Raw genomic sequence first — 17,811 nt, forward strand, 5'->3', positions numbered from 1 at the left:
GGGCCGCTTGAATGACTGATCAGCGCGAGCCCTCGAATTTTCACTCGCGCTTGTCACCCCAACACCCCCCAATTCGGATACTCGAAGCCCGCCTATTGGTCGCCTTCCAACTTGATGGTGTGCAGAGGCCGACACTGACCTGCGTCGCATCCGATATAGACGCCATTCTCTCCGCAAGGCGCTACATAAGCGGAGTCGCCATCGGCTTTGACCGCGCCGCATCCCATCTGGGTGGCAACGTTCTGTGCTAACGATTGCATTGACTGCTCCGCCACTACGTTGGCGGGAGCTGGCGATACTGCAGTGGCCGGTGCAGCAGCGAGGGCAGCCGCAGTCGCGGGTGCTGATGTGGCGGCCGGTACAGCCGGTGCTGGCATGGCCGCGGTTTCAACCCCGCCACTCGCACCCGTTGTTGGTGCGGCAACCTGTGTGGCCGGTGCCGCTGGCGCGGGTGGTGCAGGCGCGGCAGCCGCTACGTTCGAAATGCCCGCTTGCGGAAGCTCTCCCAACGCCACTTTGTTCGTCACCAGCGTTTTGATTTTTTCTTCGGCCGGACTGTCCAGCGCCGGTCCTGGCAGGATCTCGCCTTCTTTGCTTTTCTCGATTGCCCCGATGATCAAGCCGGCGATCAGGCCGCCTGCTAATCCGACCCCGGCAGCCTGCCCGTAACTGGTGTGCACGTGAGGGTGAACGAAGCGGCCGGTAGTCATGCCGATAGCGGCACCTGCGCCAAAGGCGACCCCCGTCCTCATCACGCTGACTTTTTGGGTATTGGGATCGACGGTATAGGTGAGCGTCGAGCAATCCGTATCGCTCGGCGCGGAGTCGGGCCGCAGAGACATCGTCGCATAATATTCGTAGAGCGTCGGTGCGGTGGCGGGGTCGTTCGGAACGTAAATGCCGCCATCGAAGGTCAAGGTGCGCCCGGCTCTCGAGGTTTCCTTTTCATCGGTACGCCGCTCGGTAAGTGCTCCTTCGGGTGCACGGTAATACACGCCATTAGCGTCTTCATATTCGGAAATATAAGCGCCTGGCGTAATCTCGGTGTCCCAGGGGATATGCAGCAACCCCCGTGTCGACGAGATGGAGATGGCTTGCTTCACTTGCAGGCAAGTCATCTTTTTCGGCTGTGGCAGTTTGCTCGACCTTACGGTGGAAGCGTGCGCAAACGGAACAACGGCGACCAGCAGGCACGCCGGCAGCAACATGCTTTTCATGTTTGATCCCCCTGAATTCTTCCCTGTAAAACCTTTAACTACCGGCGCCGCGCCTAGGCGCAGCGTTCCACACGTGAGTCACCGGTCATTCCGATGGCATTGGGGATGTATACGGATGAACAACCACCAAGAGCCACCCTTGTTCCCCTGCAACCAGCCCCTGCCGACTGCTGTATGCCACCAATCGTGCCGGGGTGAGAGTGGTACGGTCAAGACATTTGCGTAGGAGGTAGACAGAGCTGGACAAGCGCCTGATTGGCGGTTCTGGCTCGGTTGAAGTCGCGGTTGTAGGCGGACCTTTCCACAATATAGGTGCAAGCGCCCTTAGTCCCCGTGGCAGCACCAGCGAGGTGCTCAATCAGATTGGAATTCGCAAGATCTAGCGTCGTAGGGCAGGGTGCCCAGGGATTGTTACCGGGAGAGCGGATCGGCCTGAATATATCGCCCACTTGGACCGTGGCTACACGTTCGCAATCATCACCTTCTGGACGGTTTTCCAGGTGCCTTGAATCTTCAGACATGACAGTACGTCCGTGAAGACGTGCGGCGGGACCTGTAATTTTACCTTCAACACCCCGAGATTCCTCTCTACATCGGTTGAAAGGATCTGTTCGTTACGCTCGCAGCCCCGCAATTTCGGCGCCTGTATGTTGCGTACGGCCGCGAGCCAGGTTGCAATTGGCGTCACGCTCACGTTGCCGTCTTCGTCGATCTTCGTCACAGAGCTCGACGGATGAAACAAGGGGGCGAATTTTTCGGCGTCCATTTCGTAGGCTGCGTCGAAATAGGTCTGAGCGATTGATCGCAAAGCGGCGATATCCGATTCCGAATGGGCCGTATGTATACTATCCCCATCGTCAGCATCAGCCTGCCGCACTGTCTGCGCTAGTGAGTGCGCTGCGACTCGCGTGACAGGGGCGCACAGGACAACGTGGAGCCGGCTTGGCGATCGCCTCGGGTTAGTCGTTGATCTGCACGCTACGAGCAACGATGACCACGATTGCTGCAATACCCCGTATCGGGGTCCGTGGAGTCATCTATACAAAGGCTGCGCTTTTGTCAAAACTCGTCAATGCACTTCAAAGCCTTCTTAGGCAGTGTCGTCCAGCGCAAATAGCTGTTGTCCGACGCGGTCCCCCATTCCTTTTTCTTTCCCGTCAGAAAGTTGATGCTGGTAAAGGAAATGTCGCTCTTGGTGTCGCTCTCCCGGGAGTCGTAACCGATCTCCTGGAAACACTTGTCTCGGTAGCGGAACGTGAAAGTCTCGGTGATGGTATTCCAGTCCCGCTCGGCACCGTAATCCAGGGTCAGCATGATGTTTCCGCGAGCAATAAGCACGTCTTTAAGCGGGTCCCACGCGTTGATAAGGTTGCTATCTGGAACCGGCAGACCTTCCCGGGGGATCAGCGTATGGCTGGCAACCGCCAAGGAATAGGAATCTGGCGATCTTTTGTGGAAGGCCACGACGAACATGCGAGGGTTGGTATCAAAGGGAACGAGGCAGCCATCCGCGTCGATCGACACAATATTGCGTGGGCTGGTTTTGCGTAAAACCAAGACGAGGTCGGCATCTCCATCCTGGTCGAGATCCCCTTCGAGTTTCTTTTCGATTCTCCACCCGGCGGGAACAAAACCTTCGGGAGTGGTCGCCGACTTGGGCAAAGTCGGGGAGTTGCCGTCGTCAACCGGCATTGTCGTTGCAGCCTGGCCCGCAGCACCGGAGTTTCCGCAGGAAGGGTCCGCTGTTTGTGCAAATGCGTCCGTAGCGGCGACACAAAAAATCAAAAGGACTGCAATGCTTGAGACCGAACGCCACGCGTGTGCAAGCATTTGCAAGGGCTTCCTATATTAAAAAATTCAAATTTGAACTGGCATGACCAGACGTTGGCAGTAGGGTAGGTGTCTACATTCCCCACTACGCCCCATGGTGAATTATTCCATCACCGTCATTTTCCTGTCGATGTCCAAAACGATTTTTCTAAAGTTAGTGCAAGGCCGGCGGGAAATGATCCTCGGGTAATGGGCCTAAAGGCGCCGCTCATTGCTGCCACCCAGGGACGCATGACAACTGTCAAAGCCGATACCTGATCAACCACAGTGTCGATGCCCGGGCTAGCTCGGCAAACTGACGTCCATGGAGTCCACCATCACCATGGAGTCGCCTCATGAAAAAGTCGTCCCTGTTTCGTCATCTGGCAACTGCCCGGCAGCCCATGACCCTGGCGCTCGTCGCAGCTTTAGGCGCTCTTGCCGCAGGCCTGGTCATGGCGCAATCCGAGGTCGCCACGCCGCCACGGCAGCCAGCAACAGCACAAGCGGACCAACTGTTCTGGCAAACCTTCCATAGCAGCGACTACGCCCACATCCAGGCCAGCATCGAGGCTTCCACGGCAGCCTATCTACGCGATCCCAATGATGCGATGACGGCGGCTCACGTGGGTTGGCTGCATATGTGGCGCGTGGCGGAAAGCGACCGGCTGCAGCAGCGTCCCGCAAGCATCACGGACGATATCGTGCTGGCCCGCAAGTATTTCCAGAAGGCGGTCGACCTGGCCCCCGACGATGCACGCTTCCGCGGCTTCCTCGCCAGCGCGATGCTGGCCGAGGCCCGGGTTGACCGCGATGCCGCGTTACGCCAGCAGGGTGCGGATGTCATGCGCAAGGCCGTTTCCGACTGGCCCGCGTTCAACCTGTTCACCGCCGGCTACGTGGCAAGCGGGCTGCCGGCTTCCAGCGACGGGTTCAAGCAGGCGCTCGAACAACAGTGGCAGAACCTGGAGTTGTGCGGACACGTCACACTCGACCGCCATGGCGCCAACCTCGACCGCTTTGCACAAAATGTCGCCAAAGCGACCGCCAATAGCCGTGACGCGCGCGCCTGCCTCAATTCGGTCAAGGCCCCGCACAACGAGGAAGGTTTTTTCCTCAACATGGGCGACATGCTCACCAAGTCCGGCGATTGGCAGACCGCGCTCAAGGTTTACGCCGCCGCGAAGCAGTCACCCGACTATGCGCAGTGGCCGTATCGTGAAGTGCTGGAGCAGAGGCTTCGCGATGCCAAGGCGAATGTCGTCGCGTTCAATGCGGAAGTTCCACCGGGACAGAAACCGACTTCGCCCATGATGATCGGCAGCAGCTACGCCTGCATGGCTTGCCACCAGCATTGAGGTTTGCAGGGGCGCGCAGGAACCCGATCGGGCAGCTCCAGGACGACTAGCTCGACAAGCAAGGAGTCAGTTCGCTCAAACGAGCATGCATTTACGCCATGGTTGCCAACGGCGCCTCCGATTTTGAGTGGCGCTGCGGTGTCGACACAGGCAACCAGGATCTATAGCATCCAGGGCTGATTTGGTCCCCGCTTACGGAGAAGCAAAATTGAATCGGCGTAATTTCATCACCGCTGCCATGGCTACGGCTGCGAGCATGGCCGTCAATACATCAATTGCCGGGACAGCGGTGCCCCGTATCAAAGCGATTGGTTTTGATGGGCTTGCGTTATTCGATCCGCATCCCGTGCTTGCGACCCTCAGTGCAATCTCGCCCGGCGATAGCCCGGCATTTGCGGCCAGGTGGCGCGACAAGGTGTTTGAATATACGTGGCTACGAACCCTCACAAATAGCTACGTTGAATTCCCGGTAATTGCCGATGATGCGCTGCAATTCATCGCAGATGAAAGAAAGGTTCGAGTTACCGACGCGCAACGCAATCAATTGAAGGTTGCCCTGATGAGTATGAAGGCGTGGCCAGACGTTGCGCCCGCCCTCAGGCAACTGAAGCAGCAAGGTTTGATACTTGCGCCTTTAAATGACTTTTCAATTCCCATGCTTGAAGCAAGCATTCGGAATTCCGACCTTGAAGGCGCGTTTGAGAAGCTGCTGTCTACCGATCTGGTGAAAGCGTACAAACCCGATCCACGGGCGTATCAAATGGCGACATCCGCGTTCGGGCTGCATCGTGAAGAGACCGCTTTTGTTGCATTTGCCGGCTGGGACGCGGTGGGCGCCAAATCATTCGGGTATCGAACGATCTGGATAAATCGCTCCGGCGCGCCTGCTGAACACCTTGCCGTCGAGCCTGACGCGGTCGCTTCGAACTTCCAAGCGATATCTTCATTCGTAGGTTTATAGGCGATCGGAGCGTTGGCGGCCACGCAACGCACCGTCGCACTTTATTCGGGCGATGGATCGTGGGGCACCGGATGCTCTCCGGCTACGGAAGCGCTTGTGATCTGCTTCTTCACCCAGGCCCACGACGTGGGGCCTTCGTGCATGGCAAACACAGTGTCGACTTGCAGGTGCTCCCGGGCCACGGCCTGTGCGACTTCGTGCATCATCTCCGGAAAGAACAGCGTCTTGTCGGGGTTTATGGCTAGCGTATCGCTGGCATAAAGCAACCTGTACTGAGGGAAATAGACCATGTACTGGCGCTCGGTCAACGCGCCGCGCAGCGGATAGAGAATGGCTCGGTTTGGCCCTTGGCCGAGTTCCATCTGATGACCCACCGTGACCCAATGTGGCGGCGCTGGATGTGTCTGCAAATCGTCGGCACGCAGGGAGTGTGGCGCGGCGACCAGGGCATCGAGCAATGGCCGATTGAGATCGAGCACGTAGACAGGCAGGTTATCGGCGACGGCTTGCCGCACGCCGGCGATGTGCGGCCAGGAATCGGACGTGCTTATCACCCCCTTGATGGGGCTGGCCGGGTACTCGCTATGGGCCTTGGCAAGAACGGCTTTTACGAATGTTGAAGAAATGGGTGCCTCGAGTACCAGAACGCCGTCGTCTTGTTTTATCAGCGTCGTGTTCCAGGCGCCCTGATAAAGCTCGATACCAGGCGCCAGTTCGACGTGCTGCTTGTCGCTGAAGGGTGAATTCCACAGGGGTGGCGCCGTATCTCCCGTGCGCCCGTTCGAAGCCTTGGCAGACGCCTCGTTGTCAATCGCGCCATTGAAAACGGGATTGAATATTTGGGTCGAGCCCAACTCGATACCATTGCGTTGTTCGACGTAGGTGGTCGGGAGTACCACGCCTTGAACGAGACGCCAGTTATCGAAATAAACGCGCTGCCTGACATCGCCCCAGCTTAGCCAGAAGTCGCGAAACAGACGGGTTCGCTCCAAGGCATCGGGCAAATGGGTATACGCATTCAGCAACACTTGAACCTGTTGGCCGTGCCAGGTGAAAGCCAGCGCAGTATGGGGCGTTGCCCGCAACCACTGCGAAACTCCGTAGTGCAGGTCGGTGGCGGCACGTGCTTGCAGAAGAAGGCGCTCGGGAACCATGGTCAACGCATCTTCAGCGGAGTCCAGGCCGAGCAATTCGCACGGCATGGCCCCTTGCGTGCCGCGGCAACGGGCACCTTGCGGGTCGATAATCATGGTCACGTCCACATTCTCGGTATGTGGATCGGATTCGGGCCAGATAAGGTGTTCGTGGCGCACCAGCCGCTGCCCATCGAAATCCACCGTGACCTCGTCGCGTTCGTAAGCAGTGAGGAACGGATACTGTCGCGGCGATTGGTCTGCCAGCTCAACGTACCCGATGCTGTCGTAGTTGACGCTGTGAATGTCCGCGAGCCGGCGGTAACCGCCCATGGCGTCGATTGCCAGATCGAGACAGGATCGCGCATCGATTTTTTCGCAGCCCGGATGCACCTGGCTGCTGACGATGGCTCCATCTTGCATGGAGTCGTCTGCAAACGTCTGGGCGGCAAAGGACAAGGCGATAAGCGCAACGAAAACCGGAGTGGGGCGATTCATCTCTGGATTGGGCTCGAGGGCATGGCGACTGACTTTGCAGATTAAGCAGGTTCGCTTAATTGCCTACGTGCTGGAAGTCACGTCGTGATCGTCATGCTCATCTATCGCGTCACTGAAGGCGAAGACGCAACATCAGGTGGTCGTGGTGTAGCGCCAAGCCGCCATTCGACAAGCGGACCGGTTTTGCACGATAAGCGGTACGCGAGTCCTCCTGGATCGTACGGTAGCTCATGGTAAGTTAGGTCGGTGCAGGCTCCATGCGCCGCATGGGTGTACCAAACCACGTTTCTGGAAGGCGCCATGGGAAAAGCAATCAAACTGCACGTCTTGGAGGGACGCTACGGCATCAGCCGCATGAGCGGCGACGCCGCCATACCGTCGTGGGCCGATGGAAAAGGGTTCGTTTCAATTACTCGAAACGGCGACGAGCTTTCCATCGTGTGCCCGATTGAACGCATTCCGGCGGACATACAGTCAGATCGGGAATGGGTGTGCCTGCGATTTGTCGGCCCGTTTGCCTTCGGCGAACCCGGCATTGTGCTTTCCGTCATCAGGCCGTTGTCGGAAAACGGTCTTGGCGTCTTTCTGGTATCCACCTTCGACGGCGACTGCCTGCTTCTCAAGTCCGAGGATGCGGAGGCAGGCAAGCGATTGCTCGCCGCTGCCGGGCATACGATTCTCGAAGGGAAAAGCATCGGGTGATTCGGTCGGGATGGCATCGCTTTGCTCCGACCTGCCTCGGTGGTTCTCGGCACGCTCTCTTGCGAAACGTCTTGGCGACGAGTGAGCGCGCAACCTAATAGAGATATCGGAAATCGATAGCAATCGGAACTCGTCTCGACCGATAGCAGGATTCGAACTCACCAAGGCATCCTTGCCCTCCAAGAAGAATCCCTCCTGGCAAGGGTGTCCCTGCCGAGGCGAGACACATCACGAGTAGCGAAACGAAATCCCCATGACGGGGTCTTGCGTCAATACTTTCTACTTTTGTTCGACAGCCCGGGGCGTTCTGGAAAGCGCCCTGAAGGGATCGGCTCTCGTTTGTACGCAGACGTCTTTGAATATCGGATCACCTCTGTAGCAGAGACCTGCGTGCTGAACGCCTTCTCTGTTGCATAGACACTATGAATCTGGGCCGCGGAAAGCGGCTCAAGGGTGCGGGCCATAATAGGTTTGCCTAATAGACAGTCGCGAAAGTGCGCGACGGCACGAGATGAAGCCCTGCCCACAAGAAGCAAGGTAAGGCTCAGGGGCGATAGCTTGCGGTCACCCGTGAGATGTCGGGGCCGATACCCCCTAAAGACACGGGTTGATCATGGGCCCGGCGGACCCAAATAGCAATTTTTCAAATTTGTCACGGGCTCGACGGGCTTGTGATTGTGTGGAGTGAATTCAAAGATCTCACGCGTTAGGCAGGTATGGTGTACCATGGCTGCACAAACGCCATGTTTTTCCAATCAGATCCGTTGTTCGCCGCCTCACCCCTCATCTCCCGCACTAATCACCTCTGGTGCGCGAATGATGCTCTTTGGAGCATTGATGCTATGCCATTCAGCCGCTAGGCAACCATGGCTCATGTCTACTAGACCTACGAAAGGCAAGGTGCATTGCGCGTCCTGTGATGCGGTGTGCTGTCGCCTCGTGGTTTTTCTGGAGTCCGGAGACGATGTTCCTGCTCACTTCGTCACGCAGCATCCAAAAGGTCGTGACGTGATGGCACACGGTGAGGATGGGTGGTGCGTTGCTCTGGATCGCACGCGCATGTGCTGTAGCATTTATGAAAATCGTCCGGCCGTCTGCAGGCGATTCGTCAGGGGTGGATCGTATTGCAATGCCATTCGCACTGACTACGCGCGCGAGCATGATCGTGCCATTAAAATGGTTGTGAAATGAGAGGATTTCATCATGTCTAACCACCGCCAATCCGGTATTGGCAACCCTCACGCCGGCTCTGCCTTTTCCAAAGGACTCACTAGCGAGCGCATTGCGGCGGATATAGCCGCATTCAACCTGGCGGGTGGCTGTATTGAAGTGTTGGGTAACAACCCATTTCATCGCAAAGATGAAAAAGCGGAGACGCATGCCCATGCGGACCACGTCTCAACGAAATCCAAGTAAATGTTAGGTAAGAAGTGAACATCGTTCATGCAGTGAAAAACTGCATCGAGCGCCATACACACCTTCATTGATTAAACGAGGAAACACACTTGGCAAAGCCAAATTATTCATTTGAAAAGCGTCAGCGCGAACTGGCCAAAAAGAAACAGCAAGAGGCGAAGCAGGCGAAGAAGAAGGCGCCGCGCGATGACGTAAAGCCTGATGATGCCCGGCGAGGCCCGCCCGAAGGTTATCTGTGAGCGTTTCTCCCTCGGTGCATTGGCATGCTCGTTGTAAGGTAGGTATTGACGAAACCAGTGTGAAAGTTGCAAAGACCACGCCTATTCAGTGCGGGCTATACGCGGTTCATGATGGCGGTGTCGTGACGACTCCGGCGTTGACTTGAATGTGACACAGAAATGGCCATTGGCCATTTAAATTAAGAGCTTTGCCCCCGCTTGAAGCGTCCTCATTCCTTCGAGTCGTTCAGAAGCAAAGGTTGGGACTGACCCTTCCAATTCACCTCGCAATAACCAGTTTGCGCGTAGGATCGCGACAGTTTCACGGCAAATTTGCGGGTACGTCGCACGTGAAGCCACGTGCGAGCTTGCCAGACGATTTCGAGTACCGGGGATTCCTGCATATCGGGCAGGAAAGGGGGGTGCTATGAAAGCAAAGCCGTCAGCGGGACAGTCCCGTTTTCACCAGTCGCGAACAACCCATCAGGAGAGCATCCTGCGGTGTGGCAATGGCTGCGAAGCTAGATAGCTCACCTCGAAAAGCAGTTGTGTGCAAGTGATTGAGTCGGCCGGTAGGGAATCGGCGCTCAACTCCATGCGCAATACCACAGTCTCCAGAACCACTGGAGCACGGAGGGTTGCGGCAAACGTCCGCTTGCTCGAATGGTAACTAGGCAGAGGGCAGCCTTCCGCCCGAAAGCGCTCATTTGTTGCCCGAGCCATGGTTTTAACCTGGCATATTTTCCTTACTCGACCGACATCCCAGCATCTGCTGCGCTATCGCTCAAATGAGCGCTTTTGTGCTTGCGTCGACTTTCCACCCAATATCGCATCGATCAAGATACGTCATTTTTGAATGGGATGTTCGCATGGCGCGCGTTCTTCCGATGTCGCATAGGAGGTAGCCCCCAACTACTGCATCTGTTCCATGCATCCGCCAACCTCAGTTATTGATGCCTTCCACGTTGTCGCGAAAATTTGATATTTCTCAAGGGCCCGCAAAGCCGAGCGGCCGTGTCCGCCCGAGGAGGGAATATGCAAACTGCAAAGCAAGCGTCGATTCGTGTTGCTTTTCTCGCATGCATGGCCGGGTTCGCCGGGTCGTTGGCAGCCCAGGCAGTAAATGAGACTAACAGACCAAAGGAGATCACAAGCGCTACCGATGCGCAGGCCCGCGAGACCTGGTCAAAGACGATGCACCATACTCCAGCCCCAAAGGGAGGGTGCTTCAAGGCTGCTTATCCCAGTACAAAATGGGTAGAGGTGCAATGTGCGCCTCCGCCCAAAGCGCACAATGTGCGGCCGCGGCGTATCAAGAAAGAAGGCGGTACCGAGGCTGTCGGAGGTACTGCATCGGGCAGCAACGACTTGGTCGCTCAGGCTCCAACCGGACATTTTTTTTCGACTGTCGTGGGCAAATTCCGCGTTGTAAATGGCGTTACGAGTGAGACAAACGTCCAGGTTCCTGCTTACCCATACAGCGGCGTTTCTGGCTCCAATGAATTCATGCTGCAGATCAACACGAATTCGGATACTTACTCCAGTGCATGTGGCTCTTATTCGGCTTGCGTGCCATGGGTACAGTATCTGATGTCCACCAACGACATCGTGTCGAGCACGGATACCGGCAAGTCGGTGGTATTTATCGAATACTGGTTGTTCAACTATGGCGGTGCAGGCAATACATCCGGCAATTGCCCTACCGGCTTCAGTGACATTGAGCCTGATACAGACGGCTATGACTGTGAGCAGAATGGCGGGGCTACCGTCATCTATGACGGTCAAATTCCAATTACCGACCTGGACCAGCTCTCCATGTCCGCTTCCGCCACGCCAGGCGGAAACGATGAGGCCACGGTTATCTATAAAGGTGTTGCCTATAAATCAGCCACGGTCCCTGACAACTATACAAAAATCTCCAGCGTCTGGAACCAGGCTGAATTCAACGTGCTGGGGAACTGGAATGGTTGGCAAGCCCAATTCAACGACGGTACGGTTTTGGTCCTTGAGTCCGACGTTACCGATGGCACGACGAATCAGCCAACGTGTCAATTCAATGCGGGTACCACGGGCGAATCAAACAACCTCAACTTCGTTCCATCAACGACTTCCCCGACTTGCTGCCCCTATGGCGGAAGCACGCCTTCGATCCAGTTCATGGAAGTCTATGACACGAGCCACACTCACACGGCAAGCTGTGGTGCGTCCAGCATCGTTGGGGAACCGCACATCACGACCGTCGATGATGTCTACTACAATTTCCAGGCAGCTGGAGAGTTTATCTCCCTCCAGGATTCATCCGGCACAATGATTCAAACGCGGCAAACCCCGATTCCAACTCTGAAGCCCGGCGATTACGACCCTGGCAACAAAAACAACGACCAGCTGTTCAGCTGCCTGGCAGTGAACTCCGCCGTTGCCGCTAGGGTAGGGGGCCATCGCGTCTCCTACGAGCCCAGCTTTACCGGCGCTTACGGTCACGGCACATTCGATCTCCGCATCGATGGCAAACTCACGACCCTCGATGCAAAGCCCATTGGTCTGGGCAGCGGAGCCCTGGTCAAAAAGTCTTCGGCAGGCAACGGAGTCGAAATCGATTTCCCTGATGGCAAAGTCTTAACCGCGATTCCCTCAGGCAGCTACGACTCCATCCAGTATCTCAACCTCCAGTTTGAACACACCGGACTTCTCAGCGATGGCGTCGGACCATCCGAGACCGGCATCGCTGGGTACGTTCCCAAAGGCAGCTGGTTGCCCGCTCTGCCAAACGGAAAGGCAGTGGGTGCCATGCCAGCCTCCTTGAGTGGGCGCTACGACACCCTCTATCACACATTCGGCAATGCATGGCGTGTTACCAACAGCAACACACTCTTTGACTACCCTCCCGGCCAATCGACCGCCAATTTCACAAACACGGCGTGGCCCGTTGAAAACGCCAAGGTATGCACTATTCCCAATCAGTCCCCCGCAAAACCGGTTAGTGCCGAGGTCGCCGAGGTGGCCTGCAAAAATGTTACCAATGCACTGCTGCACGCCAGTTGCCTCTTCGATGTCGAGGTCACAGGCAACACCGGCTTTGCTGGAACCTACAAGGCCAGCGAGCTGGCCCATACAGTGCTTCACGTCAAACCCATTGACGTCAGCAAACTTCCTGGCAGTAAGGTCAATTAACTCACGTCGCGGCGACCGCCTAAACACGGTCGCCGCTTTTTCTCATAATTGGGGGAGGGCAGACACCCCCTTTATCGCTTGAGCGATTAGCGGTGGTTGTCGTCGGTAGCCGCGTCCCAGGGGAATGGCGTTCATCGCAATAGCCGTGCTAACGTAGCCGGGTCGGAAAAGGCAGACTTGGTTTGGTAAGCCCAAGTCCTTTCGGTAACGAAAGCTCTGGTCTTTGGCTTCGTGCTTGGGACCCCCGCGACGAATATCGGACGCCATGCGCGCCCCATCATTCGTCCTTGGGGTTCTCGAATTCGAGGAACGCTCCGGTCGAATATCGAATCGACTCTGGAGTCACCCATGCACAGTCATCATCCGAAATCCCATGACGTTGTTATTGCCGGTGCAGGCCCCGTCGGCCTGTTTCTCGCCTGTGAACTCAGACTCTTCGGCCTTTCGGTCGTAGTGCTGGAGCAATCCGCGGATCCACGTTCGCCCTTTAAGCGACTTCCTTTTGGCATGCGCGGCCTTTCGGCCCCCACCTTGGAAGCGTTCTACCGCCGCGAACTGCTGGACGCCGTGAAAGAGGCGCAGCAAGTGAAAGAAGCTTCCGGTGCCGTCCGGGCGGCGGCTCACTGGATGCAGGAAGCACGGCGTCCGGCGGGCCATTTTGCAGGCATCCCGTTCTTCGATGACCAAATCGATCGCTCACGTTGGCCTTATCGCTTGCCAAGCCCTGCGGGCACCAGTCTGATGGTGGAAATGGAATCCCTCGAAGCCGTACTCGCGACTCGGGCATGCGCCATGGGCGTCGACATTCGCCGCGGTGTTGCCGTCGAGGGATTCGAGCAGACGGACGACGAAGTGATCGTCCGCACCAAGGACGAGACCTTCTGCGGTCGCTGGCTCGTTGGGTGCGATGGTGGCCGCAGCATGGTGCGCAAGCTGGGCGGTTTCGATTTCGTCGGCACGGATCCTGAGTTCACCGGATATTCGCTCGACGTCGAGATGGAAGATCCTGATGCACTTCACCCGGGCCGCACCTACACGCCGACAGGCATGTATACCTACGCCCGGCCCGGAACCGTCGCCATGGTCGACTTCGATGGCGGCGCTTTTCACCGCACCCAGCCGATCACGCTCGATCACGTGCAGACGGTGTTGCGTCGTGTTTCCCAAACGGACGTGACGCTGACTGCTTTGCGACTCGCTACGACGTGGACGGATCGTGCCTGCCAGGCAACCGCCTATCGCAGCGGTCGGATCTTGCTCGCCGGCGACGCCGCACACATTCATTCTCCGCTGGGCGGCCAGGGACTCAATCTCGGGATCGGCGACGCAATGAACCTCGGATGGAAGCTCGCAGCTACCCATCGCGGAGACGCGCCGGTCGGCCTGCTCGACAGTTATCTGGACGAGAGGCATCCGGTGGGAAAGCAGGTTCTCGACTGGTCGCGCGCCCAGGTCGCTCTCATGCGCCCAAGCCCCAGTTCTCGGGCGCTGGAAGCCATCGTCCGCCAACTCGTCGACACGCGCGACGGTGCAACTTACTTCGCCGAGCGCGTATGGGGCGTTTCCCTTCGATACGACGTGGGTGCCGATCATCCGCTGGCAGGGCGCAGCGTGCCGGACTTTGAGCTGTCCGATGGCACAAAGGTCGGTGCACTGCTCAACCGCGGAAACGGCTTGTGGCTGGACTTCAGCGCACATACCCCATGTCGGGAGCTTGCGAGCCGCTGGCGCGATCGCGTTATGTATGTTGCAGGCAGCGTCGAAGACAACCTCAGCTTGGACGCGGTGCTGGTACGTCCCGATGGCATCGTGGCCTGGGCTGGGGAAGGGGGCTTTGACCCCGAGCAGGCGACTCGGGCGGCAACGCGGTGGTTCGGCGAATCCAGGCCGGCAACCACCCAGTGAATGGAGCCGATGGCGCATGTATCCACCGCCAACTGCGGATTACGGTGATGGCTGAACGGCGCTCCAGCATGGTCTGAACAACGCGCTGGTGTTGGCCACCTTGCTGCTGGTATCCAATTCCGGTCGTTCCGAAGGATCCGCCATGGGTCGAAAGCGGATATCGAAAAGCTACTGGATAAGATGATTTCGCCATCGGATAAGCACTTTAGCCACGTTGGCGTCATGGTCTTGATTGGCCTTCACGCCAATATGTTCTGTACTCAGCCAATGTAGATATTCGGCAACCTCTTTCCCATCGGTAGACACCTGAAGCCGCCGAAATATCTGAGGAACGTAGCTTTCGTACTCACCTCGTGCTTGAGGAACGCAAGCGACTCCGATTGGATCCCATACGTAGTAAAGAACCTCATCGATCCTCCGTAGAAGCTCCCTTTCTGCTGGCGAAAGACTCACTGATTCATCCCCGGATGTGCTTTCACATAGTCCGCTTCGGGTGGCGGCCTCAACTGGTCGATGCAACACTGCTGCTTGCACAGTCGCTAGTGTGTTGCATCGACCAGTTGAGGCCGCCGTCGGAAGCGGACATTGTTCTCGTCGGAACAGGCAAGCTTGCTTGTGGCTACCTTCGCACGAATTTCCAGACAGTCACTCCCGCGATCTACACCAAGAGCGCACCAGCGAGAATCAATGGTAAGCATATAGCCAGTGCCCAAAGTCCACACTTGAACAATGCACACTGGGAGGTTCTGTAGCTCGTGCCTGGATAGCCACGATCTTCCAAGTCCATAGCGCGACGAGCTGCCGGGATTAGGTAGACGAAAAAGTTAGCAAGAAGGAATGCAGGAAAAATGGCCGCGATGAAGGAAGGAAATAGGGTAAGGGCCTGACTTAAGGTCAATGGACCGTTATGGAACAGATTAGGCGCGTCAGGATGCACCAATCCGTGTAAGTGAGATGCGCCCTTCGTCAGCGAGAAGGTAATTGCTCCCCAAAGTGGGAAACCGAGCAACGGGAGAAGAATGTTCCACGCGCTTTTACGCCTTTGTGACCGTCGCTGGGCATTGGCAAGCCAAGTGCCATTTTTTAATTCGCCTGCCACGATGGCAAGCTGATCATTGTCGTGCTTTTGAGTATTTGCCATAGAAGCCCCCTTGCTTCCTAACGCGATTATGTCCGCCATGGGTCGAAGGCCGACATCCGTCTAGGCCTACTCCACCCTAGAAGTAGAGTCGTATTTATCAATGATTTTCACGCATTCGCCAAGTAGTGATCGACGAAACTTTGCCTCGATCCGAGCCAGCCTGTCGTCGGAATCAAGCATAGGGCCGGAACTCCATAGGAGCCGAGCGCCGCCCAGCGGAATGTCTGGCGGAATGTTCGCAATAAAAAAAGCAAAGAAAGGATGCTCGCGCTGATACGACTCACCTAACCACAAGAGTATGTTCTCAATTCGAGAAGCGCCGACTGCAAGGCCGACTTGCAGCGTAAGTAGCGCTTTCGCGGCGGAAACCAACTTCTTGCGCCGTGAGATTTCCTGCTCTGGGGTCATGCATCTACCGCTCCTGATCTTTGATAACGTTTATGCCCGCCTTGGGCGGCGAACCCTCTCGGAATCATAGCCGTAAGCGCTCTTAGCACCCATGGTCAGCACCCGTTGTGTGCTCAGTGTTTGCCGGAATCGATGCCCATCCCGACCGAAACCCTTAGCCATTTTTTTCAACACAGAAACGCAAGTGGCCCCGAGTAGGCACCTGCGTGCTGATGCCCGGCCTGGGTTCAGGGCGCCAGAGGATCTGCATGCGATTTGCACCCGTAAAGCATCCGCTTGCAAATTGCCCATCCCAAGCATACAGTGAACCATATGGTTCACTATCAGGCCCGCCTCGACGCCACCTTTGCCGCACTCTCCGATGTCACCCGACGCGGGGTGCTGGAGCAGCTCGGGGGGTCAGATGCCTCCATCACCGACCTTGCCCAACGGTTTCACATGACCCTCACGGGCATGAAGAAGCACGTCAGCGTCCTGGAGCAGGCGGGACTCGTGATCACCGAGAAGGTGGGGCGCGTACGTACCTGCAAGCTCGGATCGCGCCGGCTGGAAGAAGAGGCCGCCTGGATCGAGCAGCACCGCCAGCTCTGGAGCGCACGCTTCGATGCGCTGGACGAACTTGTCGAACAGTTGAAACGCAAGGAGAAGGCAGATGCCAAACGTAAAAGAAGGTAGTTCCGCCGTCATGAACCGCACCGCCGTGGAACGCAAGTCCGATCGCGAACTGGTGGTGACGCGAACGTTCGATGCCCCCGCGCACATCGTCTTCGAAGCGTGGAGCAAACCCGAATTGTTCAAGCTGTGGTGGGTGCCGAAGTCGGCCGGCATGTCGCTGGTCTCCTGCGACATGGACATTCGCACGGGAGGCACGTATCGCCTGGTGTTCCGCCATCCGGCCTTCGAGCAGCCGATGGCATTCTTCGGCACATACAGCGAAGTAACGCCGCACAAGCGCATGGTATGGACGAACGAAGAAAGCGATCAGGGCGCCGTGACCACGGTGACGTTCGAAGAAAATGCCGGCAGGACGCTGGTCACTCTGCACGAACTCTATCCCACGACAGAGGCCCGAGACGAAGCCCTTGCCGGTTCGGCGGAAGGCCTGCCCGAACAGTTCGCGCAGCTGGATGAGTTGCTCGCAAGCAGATCGTGACCTTGCCGCCCGCCGCGCCACCGGAAGCACGGCGGGCGTTTGCTGCGCTTTGGCGTCTCGCCCACCAGGCGGGCACACGCCGAGGAACCATCAAGCGAATCCCCTCAGCCGCGCAATTTCAAGGCGAAGATGTCTTGCGCAACGCAACTTAAATCGCCATTGAGCTGGTGATCGGCGCCGTCAAGAGGGCGCGCGAGCGCATGAGGCATTGCGCTTTCGTATAAGCGGAGATGCTCAAAGGGAACAACTTCGTCATGCGTTCCGTGATACAGAAAAAACGGCACGTCGGCAGGCAGGTGATCGGCAAGATTGCTCTTGGAGCTGATTTCATCGCTTGGCCATCCGCCGTCGCCAATAAACGGAGTCGCTATGAGAAAGACGCCGCCGAGTTTGCGCCGAGGTAGTTGATCGGCCAGCGTGTGGATGAGGATGGCGCCGCCTATGGAGTGGCCGATGAGCAACACGCCGTCTTGCAGGTCAGCAACCTCATTCCTCAAGGCGTCTCGCCAAGGCGGGTAATGGGGATCGGCCTCGTCGGGCATGCGGGGATAGCGAACGCTATAACCCGGGCCAAGTTCCTTCTTTAGACGGGCAACGAGCCTGGCGTCCCATTGGTCGTGTACGTCCCGACCACCGCCTTGCACGAATAAGATGTCGACAGTCACGTTCTTCGTGCTCCTTTCAGAAGCCATCCACTGACCGGGCAACACTCGACTTGTAG

Annotated in this window: 17 protein-coding genes; 10 read left to right on the plus strand and 7 right to left on the minus strand. The window is 57.2% G+C overall.

The window, feature by feature from the left end; genetic code table 11:
• Positions 1-92 precede the first annotated feature (92 nt).
• From ISS99_RS05660 to ISS99_RS05670, 3 genes are all read right to left on the minus strand, one after another.
• Positions 93-1,103 carry a hypothetical protein gene (locus ISS99_RS05660; protein ID WP_204630620.1) on the minus strand — a complete coding sequence of 337 codons (1,011 nt, stop codon included), beginning with the start codon at positions 1,101-1,103 and terminating at the stop codon, positions 93-95.
• Positions 1,104-1,677: 574 nt separating this feature from the next.
• Entirely contained in the window at positions 1,678-2,094 is a 417-nt protein-coding gene (locus ISS99_RS23500) for a nuclear transport factor 2 family protein (protein WP_284343826.1), read from the minus strand.
• A gap of 182 nt (positions 2,095-2,276) precedes the next feature.
• Positions 2,277-3,047 (minus strand): hypothetical protein, encoded by a 771-nt coding sequence (locus ISS99_RS05670; protein WP_204630622.1) that lies wholly within the window; start codon positions 3,045-3,047, stop codon positions 2,277-2,279.
• Between the two features lie 335 nt (positions 3,048-3,382).
• On the opposite strand from ISS99_RS05670, the gene ISS99_RS05675 reads away from it, so the two are divergent.
• Entirely contained in the window at positions 3,383-4,384 is a 1,002-nt protein-coding gene (locus ISS99_RS05675; protein ID WP_204630623.1) for a hypothetical protein, read from the plus strand.
• A gap of 208 nt (positions 4,385-4,592) precedes the next feature.
• A complete protein-coding gene (locus ISS99_RS05680; protein WP_204630624.1) occupies positions 4,593-5,345 on the plus strand; it encodes a haloacid dehalogenase type II in 753 nt (250 codons plus the stop codon).
• Positions 5,346-5,386: 41 nt separating this feature from the next.
• Here the strand turns inward: ISS99_RS05680 and ISS99_RS05685 are convergent, their stop codons facing one another.
• Complete coding sequence (locus ISS99_RS05685) at positions 5,387-6,976, minus strand: MBL fold metallo-hydrolase (RefSeq protein ID WP_204630625.1); 1,590 nt, start codon at positions 6,974-6,976, stop codon at positions 5,387-5,389.
• A gap of 300 nt (positions 6,977-7,276) precedes the next feature.
• Between ISS99_RS05685 and ISS99_RS05690 the strand changes: the two genes are divergently transcribed.
• The 6 genes from ISS99_RS05690 (at position 7,277) to ISS99_RS05715 (ending at position 14,388) form a co-directional block, all read left to right on the plus strand.
• Positions 7,277-7,678, plus strand: a complete 402-nt coding sequence (locus ISS99_RS05690; RefSeq protein ID WP_239537710.1) for an ACT domain-containing protein — start codon at positions 7,277-7,279, stop codon at positions 7,676-7,678.
• Positions 7,679-8,551: 873 nt separating this feature from the next.
• Positions 8,552-8,869, plus strand: a complete 318-nt coding sequence (locus tag ISS99_RS05695; RefSeq protein WP_239537711.1) for a YkgJ family cysteine cluster protein — start codon at positions 8,552-8,554, stop codon at positions 8,867-8,869.
• A gap of 12 nt (positions 8,870-8,881) precedes the next feature.
• Positions 8,882-9,094, plus strand: a complete 213-nt coding sequence (locus ISS99_RS05700; RefSeq protein WP_204630685.1) for a hypothetical protein — start codon at positions 8,882-8,884, stop codon at positions 9,092-9,094.
• 89 nt (positions 9,095-9,183) lie between these two features.
• On the plus strand, positions 9,184-9,333 hold the full coding sequence (locus ISS99_RS05705) for a hypothetical protein (RefSeq protein ID WP_204630626.1): 150 nt from the start codon (positions 9,184-9,186) through the stop codon (positions 9,331-9,333).
• 1,014 nt (positions 9,334-10,347) lie between these two features.
• Positions 10,348-12,483 carry a hypothetical protein gene (locus ISS99_RS05710; RefSeq protein WP_204630627.1) on the plus strand — a complete coding sequence of 712 codons (2,136 nt, stop codon included), beginning with the start codon at positions 10,348-10,350 and terminating at the stop codon, positions 12,481-12,483.
• Between the two features lie 348 nt (positions 12,484-12,831).
• Positions 12,832-14,388: an FAD-dependent oxidoreductase gene (locus ISS99_RS05715; RefSeq protein ID WP_204630628.1), complete on the plus strand. Its 1,557-nt coding sequence runs from the start codon at positions 12,832-12,834 to the stop codon at positions 14,386-14,388.
• Between the two features lie 658 nt (positions 14,389-15,046).
• Here the strand turns inward: ISS99_RS05715 and ISS99_RS05720 are convergent.
• Together ISS99_RS05720 and ISS99_RS05725 are read right to left on the minus strand one after the other, a co-directional pair.
• The gene (locus ISS99_RS05720; RefSeq protein WP_204630629.1) at positions 15,047-15,529 is read right to left on the minus strand and encodes a hypothetical protein; all 483 of its coding nucleotides are present in this window, start codon (positions 15,527-15,529) and stop codon (positions 15,047-15,049) included.
• 66 nt (positions 15,530-15,595) lie between these two features.
• Complete coding sequence (locus ISS99_RS05725; protein WP_204630630.1) at positions 15,596-15,937, minus strand: hypothetical protein; 342 nt, start codon at positions 15,935-15,937, stop codon at positions 15,596-15,598.
• 312 nt (positions 15,938-16,249) lie between these two features.
• Between ISS99_RS05725 and ISS99_RS05730 the strand changes: the two genes are divergently transcribed.
• The gene (locus ISS99_RS05730) at positions 16,250-16,612 is read left to right on the plus strand and encodes an ArsR/SmtB family transcription factor (protein ID WP_239537712.1); all 363 of its coding nucleotides are present in this window, start codon (positions 16,250-16,252) and stop codon (positions 16,610-16,612) included.
• Complete coding sequence (locus ISS99_RS05735) at positions 16,590-17,090, plus strand: SRPBCC family protein (RefSeq protein ID WP_239537713.1); 501 nt, start codon at positions 16,590-16,592, stop codon at positions 17,088-17,090. Before ISS99_RS05730 ends, ISS99_RS05735 begins: the two co-directional genes overlap by 23 nt.
• A 104-nt stretch (positions 17,091-17,194) precedes the next feature.
• Here the strand turns inward: ISS99_RS05735 and ISS99_RS05740 are convergent, their stop codons facing one another.
• Positions 17,195-17,755 (minus strand): alpha/beta fold hydrolase, encoded by a 561-nt coding sequence (locus ISS99_RS05740; RefSeq protein WP_204630632.1) that lies wholly within the window; start codon positions 17,753-17,755, stop codon positions 17,195-17,197.
• Positions 17,756-17,811 lie beyond the last annotated feature (56 nt).

It is taken from the genome of Dyella mobilis, assembly GCF_016904945.1.
Taxonomy (GTDB): domain Bacteria; phylum Pseudomonadota; class Gammaproteobacteria; order Xanthomonadales; family Rhodanobacteraceae; genus Dyella_B; species Dyella_B mobilis.